We start from the raw sequence: 15,787 nt of genomic DNA on the forward strand, positions 1-15,787 counted from the left end.
GATGGTTGATATAATGAGCGCATTAAATATGATTTTCGTCCCCATGAATCTGCTGGGACTTTTCTTCGGCGTGCTGGTGGGCATTGCCTTCGGCTGTATGCCGGGCCTGAGCGTTAACATGGGTTTGGCGCTGCTGTTTCCGCTGGCATTTACGTTCCACGGTATCGGCGGCATTCTGATGCTGCTGGGAATTTACTGCGGTGCGATTTACGGCGGCAGTATTTCGGCAATCCTGCTGAAGACTCCGGGTACGCCTGCTTCCGTAGCGACTACTCTGGACGGTTATCCGATGGCGACAAAGCTGGGGCAGCCCGGACGTGCTCTCGGTCTTTCCACCTTGGCCAGCACCTTCGGCGGTATTTTCAGTACTATCTGCCTGATTTTGCTGGCACCGCAGCTGGCGAAGGTTGCACTGCAGTTTTCCAAGCCGGAATATTTTGCTCTGGCTATTTTCGGCCTCAGCATTATTACGAGTGTTTCCTCCGGCAGTGTTATCAAGGGTATTATGGGCGGTCTTATCGGTCTGTTCCTGGCGACCGTCGGCATTGACGGTATGAGCGGTGCAATCCGCTTTACTTTGGACTCCAACTATTTTATGGGCGGTGTATCCTTTATCCCTGTGCTGATCGGTGTGTTCGCCTTTGCGCAGGTGTTGAGCAGTATTGAGGATTATTATCATAATGAACGCAAGGAGCAGCACATGATGCTGGACCGTCTGCTGCCTTCGTTTGACGATATCAAGAGGGTGTTCAGCACGCTTTTGCGTTCCTCCTTCATCGGTACCTTCATCGGCTGTGTGCCCGGTACCGGCGGCGATATTGCTTCCTTTGTTTCTTATGATCAGGCTAAACGCTGGTCTAAGCACAGCAAGAACTTCGGCAACGGTGAGCCCGAGGGCATTGTAGCCTCCGAGGCAGGCAACAACGCTGTATCAGGCGGTGCTTTCATCCCTGTGCTGACGCTGGGTATCCCCGGCGACGGCGCAACGGCAATTATGATGGGCGCGCTGATGGTTCAGGGCCTGCAGCCCGGTCCCTTGCTTTTTGTGGAGAAGGCACCTGATGTTTACGCTATCTTCATCGGTCTGCTCTTAGCTAACGTGATTATGGGTATTATGGGCTTTTCGTTAATCAAACTTTTTATGAAGGTTGTTAACGTGCCTGTACACATTCTGCTGCCGATTATCGTGATGATGACCTTCGTGGGCACTTATTCCTACAATAATTCCCTGAACGATGTTTATCTGATGGTAGCAAGCGGTTTCTTAGGTTACTTTATGAATAAGCTGGGCTTTTCCATGTCGGCGATTATCATCGGCATTATCTTAGGCGGTATGGCAGAGCAGAACTTTGTCGGCTCGCTGATTATGAGCGACGGCAGCTTTGCTATTTTCTTCCAGCGTCCGCTGTGCCTGTTCTTCCTGGTGGCAGCACTTTTATCACTGCTTTCGCCGCTTTTCGGCAAGCTGTTCAAAAGAAGTTAAATTTTACTTGACAAACTCCCTGCGTTTAGCTAAACTAAGCATATAAAGGGAGTAGCTTGCACGCATGGCGTGTTCACTCTGTCGTCAGTACGATTGCTTTGGCAATCCGGCTTTGTGACTAAGTAGCGAGACTTTGTTGTAATTTTATTGCAGCAATGTCTCGCTTTTTTGTTTTTAGGGACGGCTGCAAATCAAGGAGGAAGAAAATGGAAATAGCTTTACAGTTTGTTTTATTGGCTTTAGGCTTTGTGATGCTCGGTAAGGGTGCGGATTGGTTTGTCGAGGGCGCGGCAGGTATTGCCATGCGCTTTGGCATTCCGCAGCTGGTAATCGGCCTTACTATCGTGGCGATGGGCACCAGCGCACCGGAGGCAGCGGTAAGTATCGCGGCGGCGGTTAAGGGTAATGCGGATATTACCATCGGTAATATCGTAGGCAGTAATATTCTTAACATACTTGTTATTTTAGGCCTTGCGGCTTCTATCGTACCGATTGCGGTAGCGCGTTCTACCGTACGCATCGAAATCCCCTTCATGATTGGTGTTACCGCACTGCTGTTTTATCAGGGACGCGACAGCAGTATCAGTCTGGCGGACGGCGGCGTGCTCATGGTAGCCTTTGCCGCATATATGATGTATCTGTACACCATGGCGATGAAGAGCAATGTCGACAGTGATCTGGAAGAGCCCGGTTTGCCGCTGGGACGCTGCCTTTTGGGTGCAGTTGGCGGCTTGGCGCTGATTATTGCCGGCAGTAATGTTACCGTTGGCGCAGCAACCTCTATTGCAACCTATGCTGGACTTAGCGAGCGTTTTATCGGCCTGACGATTGTGGCCTTGGGCACCTCGCTGCCGGAGCTGTTCACCTCTGTAGCGGCGGCACGCCGCGGTAACGCGGATATTGCCATCGGTAATATCGTCGGCAGCAACATTTTCAATATCCTTTTCGTAGTAGGCTTATCCTCGCTTATCATCGACATTCCCTTCGCATCTGCCTTCAACTTTGATACCTATGTAGCGCTTGGTGCGGCAGTGCTTCTGTGGCTGTGCGTGTTGCGTACTCAGCGCCTGCAACGCTGGGCCGGGGCGCTGATGCTGATGTGCTATGCGGCATATCTGGGGTATATTCTGTAAGCACAGCATTATAATGTAAAAAATTTAACATTTACCCTTCGCAAGCAGTAAAAATCTCTTGCCTGCTTGCGGAATTTATGGTAGAATATTTTGGTGTAAAAATAACACACGCAGGAAAATTCATCTGTTGCTACGTTTTGCCGCGTAGAGAAGAATTATAACCCATTCCTGCGGAGGAAAAAACAGGAGGAAACAAAAATGGCTATTATCTCTATGAAACAATTACTTGAAGCTGGTGTACACTTTGGTCACCAAACCCGTCGTTGGAACCCTAAAATGGCTCCGTACATCTTCACCGAGCGTAACGGTATCTACATCATCGACCTGCAAAAAACCGTAAAAAAGGTTGACGAAGCTTACAACTTCATCCGTGAGGTTGCTGCTGCTGGCGAAAACATTCTGTTCGTTGGTACCAAAAAACAAGCTCAAGAAGCTATGAAAGAAGAAGCTACCCGCTGCAACATGTTCTTCGTTAACGAGCGTTGGCTGGGCGGCATGCTGACCAACTTCAAAACCATCCAAACCCGTATTGCACGTCTGCGCAAACTGGAAGCTATGGAAGCTGACGGCACCTTCGACCTGCTGCCGAAGAAAGAAGTTATCAGCCTGAAACATGAAATGGAAAAACTGACCAAATACTTGGGCGGTATCAAAGACATGAAAAAACTGCCGGGCGCTATGTTCATCGTTGACCCCCGCAAAGAGCACATCGCTGTTCTGGAAGCTCACAAACTGAACATTCCTATCGTTGCAACCGTTGACACCAACTGCGATCCGGACGAAATCGATCATGTAATCCCTGCAAACGACGACGCTATCCGCGCTGTAAAACTGCTGACTGCTAAAATGGCTGACGCTGTTCTGGAAGGCCGTCAAGGTATGCAAACCGAAGAAGCTGCTGCTGAAGAAGCTCCGGCAACCGAAGAAGCTGAATAATCCTAACGTTAATATATTACATTTTGAGGAGGAATAACTGATGGCTCAAATTACTGCTGCATTAGTTAAAGAACTGCGCGAGCGTACTGGCGCTGGCATGATGGACTGCAAAAAAGCACTGACCGCTGTAGAAGGCGATATGGACAAAGCAATCGACTTCCTGCGTGAAAAAGGTTTGGCTGCTGCTGCTAAAAAAGCCGGCCGTATCGCTGCTGAAGGCGTTGTTGGCTCTTTCGTTAGCGCTGACGGCAAGATCGGTGCAATCGTAGAAGTTAACTGCGAAACCGACTTTGTGGCTAAAACCGACGGCTTCAAAGAACTCGTTGAAAAAATTGCTGCTCATATCGTAGCTACCAAACCGGCTGACGTAGAAGCTCTGCTGGCTTCCGAGCTGGACGGCCAAACCGTTGAAGCTCTGGTAACCGCTAGCGTTGCTAAAATCGGCGAAAAGATTTCCGTTCGTCGTTTCGCTCTGTACGAAGCTCCGGAAGGCGTTGTTGCTGCTTACATCCATGGCGGCGGCAAAATCGGCGTTGTTGTTGAATTAAAAGGCGGCAATGCTGAACTGGGTAAAGACGTTGCAATGCATGTTGCTGCTGCTAACCCGAGCTATCTGGAACGCTCTCAAGTACCGGCTGCTGAGCTGGAACACGAGAAAGAGGTTCTGTCCGAGCAAGCTAAAAACGAAGGCAAACCGGAAAAAATCATCGAGAAGATGGTTATGGGCCGTATCAACAAATACTACAAAGAAGTATGCCTGGTTGACCAAGAGTTCGTTAAAGATCCGGACCAAACCGTTGGCAAACTGGTAAAAGCTGCAGGCGCTGAAGTTCTGGCATTCTCCCGTTTCCAACTGGGCGAAGGCATCGAAAAGAAACAAGAGGACTTCGCTGCAGAGGTTATGTCTCAAATTAAATAATCCGTTTAGTTTGGACTGCAACTGAACATTTAAGGCTATCACAAGCAATTGTGGTAGCCTCTTTTTTGCACTGCAAAACTTTTAAAAAGTGTAAAATAGTATACATTTTTCTTTCTTGACTATGCTATGGCAAAAGCATATAATAGCAATGTATTTTGTTTTAGCAGTCTAGTAAACTGCTGGGGAGGTTAATGTATAATGAATAAGTTTTTAAAATACGCTCTTGTGGGCGTACTGACAATGTTTGCTCTTGTAGCTGCAGGCTGCGGCGGTTCTAAAGATGACGGCAAGGTAGATATGAATAAGCCGGTTATCGTAGGCGTAAACCCCGGTCCTCATGCTATTATTATGGATAACGTAAAGAAGATTGCCGAGAAAAAGGGCCTGAAGATTGAGGTTAAAGAGTTCAGCGATTTCGTAACTCCTAACTCCGCTCTGGCTTCCGGTGAAATCTGGGCTAACTGCTTCCAGCACGAGCCCTTCCTGAAGGCAACTATAAAGAAGGAGCCTTCCTTCAAGCTGGCTAAAGCCTTCAACACCGCTCTGTTCCCGATTAACATCTATTCTAAAAAATTGAAACCCGGCGACACCATTCCCGACGGTGCAAAAATCGGTATTCCTAACGATCCGACCAACGGCGGCCGTGCCATTCTGCTGCTCGCTGCCAACAACCTGATTAAGGTTAAAGACCCGAAGGATGTTACTACCAGCGTTAAGGATATCACCGAAAATCCGCATCATTTCGAAATTATCGAGCTGGAGGCTGCAGCAATTCCCCGCAGTCTGGATGATCTGACCTGCGCAGCTATCAACACTACCTACGCTATCAGCGCCGGCCTGGACCCTGCCAAGGATCCTATCCTGCGTGAAACCAAGGATTCTCTGTATGTAAACATTGTTGCTGTACAGGAAAAGGACCTGAACGATCCGCGTCTGAAGATTTTCCAGGAAGCATATCAATCTAAGGAAAATGCAGAATTCATCGAGAAGAAATTCCCCGGTTCTGTATACTTAGGCTGGGATAACAAATAATGAGCTCATGGTCAACGTGCAAAACTCCTGCGGGAGCTTTGCCGTTGGCCTTTTGTCTATGCAAAGGTGGTAATTTTATGGATATTCAAGCATATATTAATGAAGTATGGCCCAAGCTGCATGCTCTGGCTGAGCCTGCCTTCAAGGAAGTTAGGACGGCAGCCTTTCTGGCAGATTTTTTGCGTAAGCTAGGTTACGACGTAACAGAAAACGTTGGCAATACTACAGCACTTACCGCTGTGCTCGACAGCGGCAAGCCGGGACCTACGGTAGCAGTGCGCACCGATATGGATTGCCTGCTCTTTAAAAACGAGGACGGTTCGCTGGCGCCTATTCACGCCTGCGGTCATGATGCGCATATGACTATCGCTTTGGGCGTAGCCAAGCTGCTGCAAGAGCAGGGCCTCGCCTGCGGCCGCGTGAAGATTCTTTGCCAGCCTGCGGAGGAAATCGGCAGAGGCGCATTGGCAATGCTGGAGGCAGGCGCACTGGATGATGTGCAGTACGCTTTGGGTTATCATGTAATGCCGAAGGATATGGCACGCAGTGGTCAGATTATAGCGCAGATCAATTGGACGGCCTGCACCCTGATGGAAGGCGAAATCCGTGGGTTGGCAGCGCATGGCTCCCAGCCGCATCTGGGCGTGAACGCTATTGATGCCGGTGCCGCTATCGTGAATGCCATCAACGCACTGCACAGCAACCCGCTTTTGGGCGGCAGCATCAAGACTACCCGCTTTATGGGCGGCGCAGGCTCGCTTAACGCTATCTGTGACAAGGTAAGCATCGGCTTTGACCTGCGCAGTACGTCGAACGCCGAGATGTTGGTGCTGCGCCGCAAGGTAGAAGATATCGTCGTGAATACGGCGAAGGTGTATGGCGCGGAGGCGGACTGTCATATTGTCGGCACCTGCCCGGCTGCGGAGGCTGACCCATCACTGTTGGCGCTGACGCAGGAGGTAATTTCTGCAGAGCTGGGAGCGGGAGGACTGATTCCCGCTGCCAATATTACGGTAGGCGAGGACTTCAACTTCTTCAAGCAGGAGCGTCCGCAGCTGAAAACTGCCAGCCTGGGCATTGGCTGCGACCTGGAGCCGCGTCTGCATGACCGTGATATGCACTTTGACCACAGCGCGCTGGCTAATGCCATCAACGTGCTGACAAATCTTACGCAGCGTATTTTATGCGTAAAGCCGTAAGCATATCCTGAAAAATTATAAAGCAAAAGGCTTCTGCAGTAAGGTGTTGCCAAACTGCGGAAGCCTTAATTTTACGCTTCTTATGCTTCTTCGATTACTGCGGCAATGGCTGCAACAGCCTTATCTTTGAGGCCGGTTGCTTCAATGCAGGGCTTAAAGGTTGCGTCCTTGCAAACTGCCGTCATAGCCTTTTCGCTGCTGCCCTTACCGCTGCTGCCGTAGGTGCAGACAGGGATAACTGTTTTGCCGCTCAGGTCGTTTTCCTCCAGGAAGGTGAGGATGATATTGGGGCAGGTGAACCACCAGATAGGGAACATCACCACAATGGTGTCATAGTCCTGCAGGTTCTGCGGCTTGGCCTTTATCGCAGGACGTGCGTTTTGCAGGTTTTCCAGCTTGGCCTGGCCTACGCAGATAAGATAAGAGGAGGAATATTCTTTTACCGGCTCGATAGCAAAAAGATCGGCACCGGTTTGCTTGGCGGTGTCTTCGGCCAGTTTTTTGGTAATGCCTGTGCGTGTAAAATAGGCGATAAGAGTTTTCTTCATAATGTGAACCTCGCTTTCATATAATAACATTATAACACAATTTTAGACAAAGGCTGAATTTTCTTTACAGTTTTACTGTCAGCTTGTATATTTAGCTGATTTCATGTATAATAAAGTTAGTTTTTTCAAATGGAGGGATGTCGATGAAAAAGTACTTTCTGCCAATAGGCAAACGACAGGAAGAGGTACTGCTCCCCGAGGAGCGCGTTATATATGATATACACGGCAATGAATCCAGCGTCTGCGAGGACGTTGTTGCCGCTACTACCGAAGCAATCCGTAACCCGATCGGTACCAAGCCTCTGCGAGAAATTGTGCATGCAGGCGAAACTGTAACCATTGTCATCAGCGATATCACACGTCTGTGCGGCACGTCCGAATTTCTGCCGGTTATTGTGGCCGAGCTGAACAGTGTGGGCGTAAAGGACGAGGACATCACTGTTATTGTTGCTACCGGTACCCACCGCGGTCATACGCATGAAGAGGATATCACTGTTTGCGGCGAGGAGATGGTACGCCGTCTGAAAATAGTTCAGCATGACTCCCGCAAGAGCGAGGACATGGTACTGCTTGGGCAAACCTCCTTCGGCAATGATGTTGCTATCAGCAAATATGTTGCCAATGCCGACAGAGTTATTCTGACCGGTGCTGTAACGCTGCATCCCTTTGCCGGCTTCGGCGGCGGACGCAAGGCTGTTATGCCGGGCGTAGCGGCATATGACAGCATTATGAAAAACCATTGCATGACTATGTCTCCGGTAGAAGGCGCAGGCTGCAACAAGGCCTGTGACGCAAGTCTGCTCGAGGGCAATCCCATTCATCAGGATATGTATGAATCCTGCAAACTGTTGAATCCGGATTTTCTTGTGAACACTGTGTTTACTCCGGACGGAGAAATCAGCGAGGTTGTTGCAGGCCACTGGTACGAGGCATGGCAGAAAGGCTGTAAGGATTTGCTGGCTATGGCAGGCGTACACATCAAGCAGCTGGCTGATGTAGTAATTGCTTCCGCAGGCGGTTATCCCAAGGATTTGAATCTGTATCAGGCTACCAAGTGCCACATGAACGCACAGTTTGCGGTTAAGCACGGCGGCATCATGATTTTCACTTTGGACTGCCCGGATATTAAGGAGCCTGCTATCTTTACGGATTGCTTCAGCCGTAACGATATGGAGCAGTTTGAAAAGGATATCCGTGCTAATTTCACTATTCCGGCCTTTGTTGCCTTCAAGGCGCGCTGCATTGTCAACGATGTAACCGCTTATCTGGTAACACGTCCCGAGAACTTCGACTTTGTCCGCAAGACAGGTCATATTCCCTGTGCATCCTTGCAGGAGGCCTGGGATATGGCTCAGGAAAAACTTGCAGAGCAGGGCAAAAAGGATTACAATATTACCATTATGGGCCATGCGTCAGCTACGCTGCCTATTTTGGACAAATAAAATATTAAAGAATAATTTTGGGGGAACTTAATTATGAAAACAAGAAAAGTTGGTATTATCGGTTTAGGTCACGTTGGTGCTCACGTTGCATACAGCCTGGCTATTCAGGGCATTGCTGCCGAGCTGGTGCTGGTAGATCCGAAAGAATCCAAGCTGGCTGCCGAGGTACAGGACCTGCGTGACGCAATTCTGTATTGCCCGCATGATGTAAAAATCAACGGCGGTACCTACGCTGACTTGGGCGACTGCGATGCTATTGTAAACTGCATCGGCGATATCGACCTGGTTGCCAGCGGTGACCGTTTGGACGAGCTTACCTTTACCGCAGCACAGGTTAAAGGTTATATCCACAAGGTTATGGCCAGCGGCTTCAACGGCTTCATTGTTAACATCACCAATCCTTGCGATGTTATCACCAACATCCTTTATCGCGAAAGCGGTTTGCCGAAAGGCCATGTAATCGGTACCGGTACCGGTCTGGATACCTCCCGTCTGGTATCTGCTTTATCTCTGCAGACCGGCGTTTCTCCGCAATCCATCAGCGCTTACATGATTGGCGAGCATGGCGCTTCCCAAATGGCTGCATGGTCCTGCGTAAACTTCAACGGCATTCCTTTAAGCTCTCTGGAGCACGAGGATCCTAAATTTGCTTTTGACAAACCGGAGCTGCAAAAACGCGCTATCGGCGGCGGCTGGGTAACCTACAGCGGCAAGCACTGCACCGAATACGGCATCTGCTCTACCGCAGCACGTATGGTACGCTGCATTTTCAACGACGAGCAACGCATTATGCCTGCTTCCATGCTGCTTGACGGCGAATACGGCGAAAAGGATGTCTTTGTAGGCGTTCCCGTACTGTTGGGCAAAAACGGCGCAGAGCGTGTGCTGGAGCTGCCTCTGACTGCTGAGGAGCTGGCAAACTTCCATAAATGCTGCGACGATGTACGTAAGAACATCAAAACCGCAGAAGGCATTGCTCCTGCCGAATGTAAATAATTTTTATAGTATGTCTTTGAAAGGGCAGGCCGACAACGCTGCAGGGCGCTGCTTACGGCCTGCTTTTTTGCTGGTTATGCTACAAAGTTAACAAAAAAAGTGCCTTAGCAAAGATAATAGTTGAAAGTTTTGCCAATGAGTGGTAAAATATTTAGGTGATTCATAGCTATCATCAGTTTTATGGAAAGAGGGTAATATCATGACGCGTATCAATAGAGTTTTGGAGCATATGGCCAAGCTGCAGGTAGACAGTGTCATTATTAAGGATGTTACCACAATCCGTTATCTGACCGGCTTTACAGGAGATTCCAGTCTGCTGTATCTGGACAGACAACAGGGCGTGCTGATTACGGATGGCCGTTATACAGAGCAGGCCAGAAACGAAATGAAGTTCTTCAAGGTGCTGGAGTATACTCCGACAGGTGCGCACAGCATCTGGGCTGCCGCCGCTGATTTGGCAAAGAATGCCCAAGCGCAGGTAGTAGGCTTTGACGGAGCGTATTACAGCTATGATGATTATACTGTGCTGCACGAGCTTTTGGGCGAAACCTATATGCAGAGTATTGATTTCAGTGATATCCGTATGATTAAGGATAAAAAAGAGCTGGACCTGCTGCTGAAGGCTGCCAGCATTGCTGACGAAGCCTTTATCCATCTGCTGGAGGATATCAAGCCTGGCTGTACCGAGCGCAGTCTGGCAGGCCGTCTGGAATACTATATGCGTGCCTTGGGAAGTGAAAAGACTTCCTTTGATACGATTGTAGCCTCCGGCGTACGCAGTGCTTTGCCGCATGGCATGGCATCCGACAAGGTTATCGAGGTCGGTGATTTTATTACCTTTGACTTCGGCGCTGTCTATAAGGGATATCATTCCGATATGACGCGTACCCTGGTAGTGGGTCTGGCAAATTCCTGGCAGCAGGAAATTTATACTATAGTTGAAGAAGCACAGCGCAAGGGCCTGAAGGCTGCCGAAGCAGGCATGACCGGCAGAGAGCTGGACGCTATTGTGCGTGACAGCATTACCGCCTGCGGCTACGGCGATTATTATGTGCATGGAACAGGTCACGGTGTAGGCCTGGAAATCCATGAAATGCCGATGATCAACAAGCGTGGCGCTACGGTGCTGCAGACAGGCATGATCTTCACTATTGAACCCGGTATATACATTCCCGGTAAAGGCGGGGTACGTATAGAAGATACTGTTGTTTTGACAGAGAATGGGGCAAGAGCCTTGAACGGTGTCAAAAAGCAGCTTATTGAAATTGTCTAATATTTAAATTTATAGGAGGGCTTCCAATGATTTCCACAAACGAATTTAAAACCAACGTAACTGTTACTATCGATGGCGACGCTTGGCAGGTTGTTGAATTCCAACACGTAAAACCTGGTAAGGGTGCTGCTTTCGTACGTGCAAAAATGCGTAACCTGTGCACCGGTGCTGTTGTTGAGCGTACCTTCAACGCAGGCGAGCGTCTGCCGAAGGCTCACATCGACCGTCGCGAAATGCAATATCTGTATGAATCCGACGGCATGTATGTATTCATGGATAATGAAACCTACGAACAAACCGAGCTGAGCAAAGAAACTCTGGGCAGCGCACTGAACTTCCTGAAAGAGAACATGGACGTTAAAATCATGATTTATGACAACCGTGTACTGGGCGTTGATCTGCCGAACACTGTAGAACTGACCGTAGTTGAAACCGAACCCGGCATCAAAGGCGATACCGCAACCGGCGGCAGCAAGAACGCTACCATGGATACCGGCTATGTTGTTAAAGTTCCTCTGTTCATCAACGAGGGCGATGTTCTGGCTATCGATACCAGAACCGGCGACTACATTTCCCGCGCTTAATTTTAATTAAGAATTACACAGCAGCTGCTGCAGGCTTGTTCTGTTACTCACGGTGACGGAACCTGCCTGCGGCAGCTTTTTTTGTATGCATATGTACTTATATTGTACACTGAATTTGTTCAGAATTTACAAAAATAACAAGTGTACTTTTCAAGAGAACAGTGGTATAATATTAGAAGAATTTTGTATGAAGAAAGGGGACACTAGTATGTCTGAAAAATCCACATTCTATTTGGTTCGCGAAGAAATTCTTCCTGAAGCAATTAAAAAAACTATAAAGGTTAAAGAAATCCTCAAACGCGGCGAAATCAAAACTATCAACGAAGCAGTTGAAAAAATGGGCCTGAGCCGCAGTGCTTATTACAAATATAAGGATTTCGTTTTCCCGTTCTATGAAGCAAGCAAGGAAAAAATTATTACCTTGTCCTTACTGCTTGAGCACAAATCTGGTGTGCTGTCCAAGGTCCTGAATACTGTTGCCGACGATTCCGGCAGCATCATGACCATCAACCAGGGCATTCCTCTGCAGGGCGTTGCCAACACCACTATTTCTATCGAAACCAAGCATCTGACGGTAGATCTGGAGGCTCTGCTGGACAAGCTGCGCATGATTGACGGCGTAAAACGTCTGGAAGTTTTAGGTCAGGTATAACCGATTACTTATTTAGGTATTGGAGGGGTACTAAATGAAGGATTTTGTAAATGTTGGTCTGTTGGGCGCCGGCACTGTCGGTGGCGGCGTGCTGAAGGTTTTAGAGAAAAATGCAGAGAAAATAGCCAAAGAGGTAGGCAAGCCGGTAAGAATCACCAAGGTGCTTGACCGCCATGTAGACCGCCTGAAACAGGAATACGGCGATAAATATATTTTCACCGACAACGCTGACGAAGTGCTTGAGGATAAGGATATTGATATTATCGTTGAGCTGCTGGGCCGCGAGCATCCTGCCAAGGAATTTATCGCCAGAGCCTTTGCCAACGGCAAGCATGTTGTTACTGCCAACAAGGACGTTCTGGCCAAATTCGGTGCCGAGCTGTTCCCGCTGGCACATGAGCACAACTGCGACTTTATGTTTGAAGCCAGCGTCTGCGGCGGTATTCCTATCATTGGACCTTTGAAAACCAGTATGGCAGCCAATCAGATTACCTCTATCATGGGTATCGTGAACGGCACCACCAACTATATGCTGTCCAAGATGGCTAACGAACACCTTGATTACGACGAGGTACTGAAGGAAGCGCAGGCCAAGGGCTATGCAGAGTCCGATCCTACTGCCGATGTAGGCGGTCTGGATGCTGCGCGTAAAATCGTTATTCTGGCATCTATCGCCTTCAATACCCGCTTCAATCTGGACGATGTGCAGGTTGAAGGCATTGAAAGCATCGAAGCCTGCGATATCAAATATGCAACTGACCTCGGTTACGCAGTTAAGCTTCTGGCAATCGCCAAGAACGATCCGGAAAACGGTGTCAGCCTGCGTGTTAACCCGACGATGATTCCGCTTTCCCATCCGCTGGCAGGCGTAAACGGCGTGTATAACGCTGTATTCGTCAACGGTGACGCTATCGGTGAGGCAATGTTCCTGGGCCTCGGTGCAGGTCGTCTGCCGACTGCAAGCTCTGTCTGCGGCGATATTATTGATATTGCCCGCAATATGCAGCATCAGTCTACCGGACGCATCAGCTGCACATGCTTTGAGGAAAAACGCCTCTGTCCGCCTGACAAGATGTCCGCACCGGCATATATCCGTCTGCAGGTAGCAGATAAACCGGGCGCACTGGCAGCTATCGCTGCAGCCTTCGGCGCACAGAACGTGAGCCTGCGCAATGTTGTACAGACTAATGATGTTAAGAGCAACAAGGCGGAAATTGTTGTAATTACTCACAGTGTTTCGGAGGCTAATCTGCAGATGGCGCTGCAAATTTTGCGCGTACTGCCGGTAGTAGAAGCAATCAGCTGTGTGATTCGTGTAGAAGACAGCCATTTGGCATAAAGAGGCGGCAACATGAAAAAAGTATTTATCCAGGTTCCCGCAACCTCAGCTAACTGCGGCCCCGGCTTTGATACCCTCGGCCTGGCCTGCAATCTGTATAACGAAGTAAGCTATGAAATAACCGATAAGAAGGGCTTCCAGCTGGAGGTAGAAGGCGAGGGCGCAGATTATCTGAAGCCGTTTGGCCGTAATTTGGCCTTTGCCAGCTTTCTGCGCGTGTGGAACGCCGTAACCGACGGCCAACGCATCGGTCTGAAGGTGAAGATGCTCAACCGCATTCCTATGTCCCGCGGTCTGGGCAGCAGCTCCAGTGCGATTGTTGCCGGTCTGTTTGCAGCCAACGCTTTGTGTGATGACCATTATACCAAGGATGAGCTTCTCGATATCGCTACGGAAATCGAGGGCCACCCGGATAATGTGGCACCGGCGCTGTACGGCGGCTTCACCATCAGCTATATGGAGCAGGAGAAGGCGCATTCTTTGCGTCTGCTGCCTGCCAAGCCATTGAAGTTCATTGCCGTCGTTCCCGACAGCAAGCTGCCTACGTCGCTTGCGCGTCAGGCTATTCCCAAGACTGTACCGCACAAGGACGCAGTATATAACACCTCCAGAGCTTCGCTTTTGGTCGGTGCGCTGCTGAGCGGCAATTATGAGTATCTGGGCATGGCGCTGGAGGATAAGCTGCATCAGCCGTACCGTGCGCATCTGATTCCGGGCTTGCCCGACGTTTTTGCGGCTGCCAAAGAGGCAGGCGCATATAACGCTATTATCAGCGGTGCAGGCTCTACGGTGATGGCCTATGCTTCGCCGGAAGCAGACTGTGAGCGCATTGCCAAGGCCATGGTTGATGTGTTTGCGGCCAATAATGAACACGCCTGCTACCATATTCTGGACCTGGATACAGACGGTGTAAAAAAAGTTTAAAATATTTTAAAAAATAGTGTTGACAAAATCCAAATAAACCTGTATAATACTCCTTGTGATTCGGGGCGTGGCTCAGCTTGGTAGAGCGCTTCCTTGGGGTGGAAGAGGTCGTGGGTTCGAATCCCGCCGCTCCGACCAATGTCGGACTTATAGCCTTTACGTTTTAACGTAAAGGCTTTTTTCATGTTTAAAAGGAAGTTGGGGCACGCGAGAAAATATAATAATGCTCTCGATATGAGCTTAGGAAAAACTAATCTTATAAACTTAGAACCGATTTTGGTTCTTTTTATTTGCGTAAATTTACATAAAAGTGTGATTCGGAACACAAAAAATCTTATAAAAATGTGAGAAATAAGCATTTTATACAATTCGCTTTGCGATACGTCCCCAACAACCCTCATTTTAAAGAAAAATTGTTAGGGAAAAACAATCTGATATGTTATAATATAGAACGTGTAAATATATTTTGCGCAGCTGCCGGGCAGCAGGGGTAAATAAAACTGCTGCTGACGGCATAACAAAGCAATTTGAACAGTAATTGACAGCAAAAGCTGCAAAACATCAGGCCGAAGGCTTACAGCTTGGGAATATAGCTTCCCGACAGCCACGGCATTACTGATTACTGTTATAGCAGAGCGCCTTGCATTCGAAGTAAGGGCTTTTTCATATTATATTGGGAGGTTTTGACCGATGATTCGTACCTTGGAATTCGTCTGCAGTGAATGCGGCGAACATTTTGTGCCCGGAGAAAAATTGTATTATCGTGATAATTACATGAACAACAGCATTCGCGATACCAAATTTATCTGCCCGGAATGTATTGCCCGCTGGCAGCAGAAATGGCAGATTAAAACAGCCAGCTTTCATGAGATTGATTATGTGCTGACAGTTGACCTGGAGCTGGAGGACGGCACAGTCTGCAACAACATGGACTGCACGCCGATAGATGAAACCGAAACCGTTGTCCTGGGCGAGGACGTGCCGGTGGAGGCACAGCAGGAGCTGTATAAAATTTATGCAGCCTGGGATAAGGAGCGCAAGGCGCACATCCTGAAGGACTGCACCTTTAAGGATGAATTCATGCGTACTTCCTTCACCTGCGAAACCTACAGCGGTGAACGCTACGAGAACGTTGCCTTCCGCGTAACCATGCGCGGTGAGCTGCAGACGGAAATCCCTGTTCCCGACTACATCAAAATGCAGATTCTTGATGCCTACAAGCTGTACGAGGAGCAGAACGCTGATTATCCGGCAGTAGACGAGCTGGTTCCCGATGAGGATGAAATTGCCAGGATTACCAAAAATTTAAAGAAATAGGAGAGCATAT

General features: G+C 48.9%; 15 protein-coding genes and 1 tRNA gene. 15 read left to right on the forward strand and 1 reads right to left on the reverse strand.

Annotated features, from left to right (window positions below; genetic code table 11):
• Nucleotide 1 precedes the first annotated feature (1 nt).
• The 6 genes from M5E81_RS05375 (at nucleotide 2) to M5E81_RS05400 (ending at nucleotide 6,702) form a co-directional block, all read left to right on the forward strand.
• Complete coding sequence (locus M5E81_RS05375) at nucleotides 2-1,483, forward strand: tripartite tricarboxylate transporter permease (RefSeq protein WP_249748058.1); 1,482 nt, start codon at nucleotides 2-4, stop codon at nucleotides 1,481-1,483.
• A 206-nt stretch (nucleotides 1,484-1,689) separates the two neighbouring features.
• A complete protein-coding gene (locus M5E81_RS05380; protein ID WP_040564965.1) occupies nucleotides 1,690-2,616 on the forward strand; it encodes a calcium/sodium antiporter in 927 nt (308 codons plus the stop codon).
• Between the two features lie 198 nt (nucleotides 2,617-2,814).
• The gene (rpsB, locus tag M5E81_RS05385) at nucleotides 2,815-3,552 is read left to right on the forward strand and encodes a 30S ribosomal protein S2 (RefSeq protein WP_009145083.1); all 738 of its coding nucleotides are present in this window, start codon (nucleotides 2,815-2,817) and stop codon (nucleotides 3,550-3,552) included.
• Between the two features lie 40 nt (nucleotides 3,553-3,592).
• Nucleotides 3,593-4,471: a translation elongation factor Ts gene (gene tsf, locus M5E81_RS05390; RefSeq protein ID WP_009145084.1), complete on the forward strand. Its 879-nt coding sequence runs from the start codon at nucleotides 3,593-3,595 to the stop codon at nucleotides 4,469-4,471.
• A 198-nt stretch (nucleotides 4,472-4,669) separates the two neighbouring features.
• On the forward strand, nucleotides 4,670-5,503 hold the full coding sequence (locus M5E81_RS05395; protein WP_249748059.1) for a MetQ/NlpA family ABC transporter substrate-binding protein: 834 nt from the start codon (nucleotides 4,670-4,672) through the stop codon (nucleotides 5,501-5,503).
• Between the two features lie 77 nt (nucleotides 5,504-5,580).
• Entirely contained in the window at nucleotides 5,581-6,702 is a 1,122-nt protein-coding gene (locus M5E81_RS05400) for an amidohydrolase (RefSeq protein ID WP_009145086.1), read from the forward strand.
• Nucleotides 6,703-6,782: 80 nt separating this feature from the next.
• Here the strand turns inward: M5E81_RS05400 and M5E81_RS05405 are convergent, their stop codons facing one another.
• Nucleotides 6,783-7,250 (reverse strand): flavodoxin, encoded by a 468-nt coding sequence (locus M5E81_RS05405; RefSeq protein WP_249748060.1) that lies wholly within the window; start codon nucleotides 7,248-7,250, stop codon nucleotides 6,783-6,785.
• Between the two features lie 143 nt (nucleotides 7,251-7,393).
• Between M5E81_RS05405 and larAH10 the strand changes: the two genes are divergently transcribed.
• The 9 genes from larAH10 to M5E81_RS05450 all read left to right on the forward strand — a co-directional run bounded on the left by larAH10 (nucleotide 7,394) and on the right by M5E81_RS05450 (nucleotide 15,777).
• Complete coding sequence (gene larAH10 / locus M5E81_RS05410; protein ID WP_148495317.1) at nucleotides 7,394-8,692, forward strand: NPN-dependent 2-hydroxyacid racemase, LarAH10 family; 1,299 nt, start codon at nucleotides 7,394-7,396, stop codon at nucleotides 8,690-8,692.
• A gap of 33 nt (nucleotides 8,693-8,725) precedes the next feature.
• Complete coding sequence (locus tag M5E81_RS05415) at nucleotides 8,726-9,688, forward strand: L-lactate dehydrogenase (protein WP_009145089.1); 963 nt, start codon at nucleotides 8,726-8,728, stop codon at nucleotides 9,686-9,688.
• Between the two features lie 199 nt (nucleotides 9,689-9,887).
• The gene (locus M5E81_RS05420; RefSeq protein WP_009145090.1) at nucleotides 9,888-10,961 is read left to right on the forward strand and encodes an aminopeptidase P family protein; all 1,074 of its coding nucleotides are present in this window, start codon (nucleotides 9,888-9,890) and stop codon (nucleotides 10,959-10,961) included.
• Nucleotides 10,962-10,987: 26 nt separating this feature from the next.
• A complete protein-coding gene (gene efp, locus M5E81_RS05425) occupies nucleotides 10,988-11,545 on the forward strand; it encodes an elongation factor P (RefSeq protein ID WP_009145091.1) in 558 nt (185 codons plus the stop codon).
• A gap of 208 nt (nucleotides 11,546-11,753) precedes the next feature.
• Nucleotides 11,754-12,197 (forward strand): ACT domain-containing protein, encoded by a 444-nt coding sequence (locus M5E81_RS05430; protein ID WP_040564968.1) that lies wholly within the window; start codon nucleotides 11,754-11,756, stop codon nucleotides 12,195-12,197.
• A 34-nt stretch (nucleotides 12,198-12,231) separates the two neighbouring features.
• Nucleotides 12,232-13,536, forward strand: coding sequence for a homoserine dehydrogenase (locus tag M5E81_RS05435; RefSeq protein ID WP_249748061.1), 1,305 nt, complete (start codon nucleotides 12,232-12,234; stop codon nucleotides 13,534-13,536).
• A gap of 12 nt (nucleotides 13,537-13,548) precedes the next feature.
• A complete protein-coding gene (gene thrB, locus M5E81_RS05440) occupies nucleotides 13,549-14,460 on the forward strand; it encodes a homoserine kinase (protein ID WP_009145094.1) in 912 nt (303 codons plus the stop codon).
• A gap of 61 nt (nucleotides 14,461-14,521) precedes the next feature.
• Nucleotides 14,522-14,598: transfer RNA gene (locus tag M5E81_RS05445), tRNA-Pro, on the forward strand.
• Nucleotides 14,599-15,150: 552 nt separating this feature from the next.
• Nucleotides 15,151-15,777 (forward strand): hypothetical protein, encoded by a 627-nt coding sequence (locus tag M5E81_RS05450; RefSeq protein ID WP_249748062.1) that lies wholly within the window; start codon nucleotides 15,151-15,153, stop codon nucleotides 15,775-15,777.
• The last annotated feature ends 10 nt before the right edge of the window (nucleotides 15,778-15,787 follow it).

This window comes from Phascolarctobacterium succinatutens, from assembly GCF_023497905.1.
In the GTDB taxonomy this organism is placed as follows: domain Bacteria; phylum Bacillota; class Negativicutes; order Acidaminococcales; family Acidaminococcaceae; genus Phascolarctobacterium_A; species Phascolarctobacterium_A succinatutens.

Bases quoted from the DNA above. Each gene is read 5' to 3' on its own strand.
- rpsB (WP_009145083.1), top strand. From the start codon at position 2,815: ATGGCTATTATCTCTATGAAACAATTACTTGAAGCTGGTGTACACTTT.
- M5E81_RS05405 (WP_249748060.1), bottom strand. From the start codon at position 7,250: ATGAAGAAAACTCTTATCGCCTATTTTACACGCACAGGCATTACCAAA.
- M5E81_RS05435 (WP_249748061.1), top strand. From the start codon at position 12,232: ATGAAGGATTTTGTAAATGTTGGTCTGTTGGGCGCCGGCACTGTCGGT.
- larAH10 (WP_148495317.1), top strand. From the start codon at position 7,394: ATGAAAAAGTACTTTCTGCCAATAGGCAAACGACAGGAAGAGGTACTG.
- M5E81_RS05400 (WP_009145086.1), top strand. From the start codon at position 5,581: ATGGATATTCAAGCATATATTAATGAAGTATGGCCCAAGCTGCATGCT.
- M5E81_RS05415 (WP_009145089.1), top strand. From the start codon at position 8,726: ATGAAAACAAGAAAAGTTGGTATTATCGGTTTAGGTCACGTTGGTGCT.
- efp (WP_009145091.1), top strand. From the start codon at position 10,988: ATGATTTCCACAAACGAATTTAAAACCAACGTAACTGTTACTATCGAT.
- M5E81_RS05450 (WP_249748062.1), top strand. From the start codon at position 15,151: ATGATTCGTACCTTGGAATTCGTCTGCAGTGAATGCGGCGAACATTTT.
- thrB (WP_009145094.1), top strand. From the start codon at position 13,549: ATGAAAAAAGTATTTATCCAGGTTCCCGCAACCTCAGCTAACTGCGGC.
- tsf (WP_009145084.1), top strand. From the start codon at position 3,593: ATGGCTCAAATTACTGCTGCATTAGTTAAAGAACTGCGCGAGCGTACT.
- M5E81_RS05420 (WP_009145090.1), top strand. From the start codon at position 9,888: ATGACGCGTATCAATAGAGTTTTGGAGCATATGGCCAAGCTGCAGGTA.
- M5E81_RS05430 (WP_040564968.1), top strand. From the start codon at position 11,754: ATGTCTGAAAAATCCACATTCTATTTGGTTCGCGAAGAAATTCTTCCT.
- M5E81_RS05395 (WP_249748059.1), top strand. From the start codon at position 4,670: ATGAATAAGTTTTTAAAATACGCTCTTGTGGGCGTACTGACAATGTTT.
- M5E81_RS05380 (WP_040564965.1), top strand. From the start codon at position 1,690: ATGGAAATAGCTTTACAGTTTGTTTTATTGGCTTTAGGCTTTGTGATG.
- M5E81_RS05375 (WP_249748058.1), top strand. From the start codon at position 2: ATGGTTGATATAATGAGCGCATTAAATATGATTTTCGTCCCCATGAAT.